1 protein-coding gene is annotated in these 486 nt (G+C 70.4%); it reads left to right on the top strand.

The features are described from left to right. On the top strand, positions 1 to 486 hold a 486-nt coding region (locus ACU8YC_RS26565; protein WP_446896203.1), incomplete at both ends, for a fumarylacetoacetate hydrolase family protein.

A 486-nucleotide genomic window follows, 5' to 3' on the forward strand; every position in this document is an offset into this window, starting at 1 on the left:
CGCCTACCCGCCAAAGACCGCCAACTACCATTTCGAGGTGGAGATGGTGGCGGCCCTCGCCAGCGGCGGCAGCGACATTCCGGCCGAGACCGCGCTGGAGCACGTCTACGGCTACGCCATCGGCCTCGACATGACCCGGCGCGACGTCCAGGACGAGGCCAAGAAGATGTCCCGGCCCTGGGACACCGCCAAGGCCGCCGACGGTTCGGGCCCGGTCGGCGCCCTCCACCCGGTCTCCGTCATCGGCCACCCGGCGAAGGGCGCGATCACCCTGTCGGTCGACGGCGAGATCCGCCAGAAGGGCGACCTCGCCGACATGATCTGGTCCGTCGCCGAGCAGATCGCCTACCTTTCGGGCTACTTCGTCCTGCAGCCCGGCGACCTGATCTTCACCGGCACGCCCTCCGGCGTCGGTCCGGTCCAGCGCGGCCAGCGCATGGTCGCGGCGATCGACGGTCTCGGCGCCATCACCCTCGACGTCGTGTG

This window comes from Citrobacter sp. VF227 (assembly GCF_052950715.1).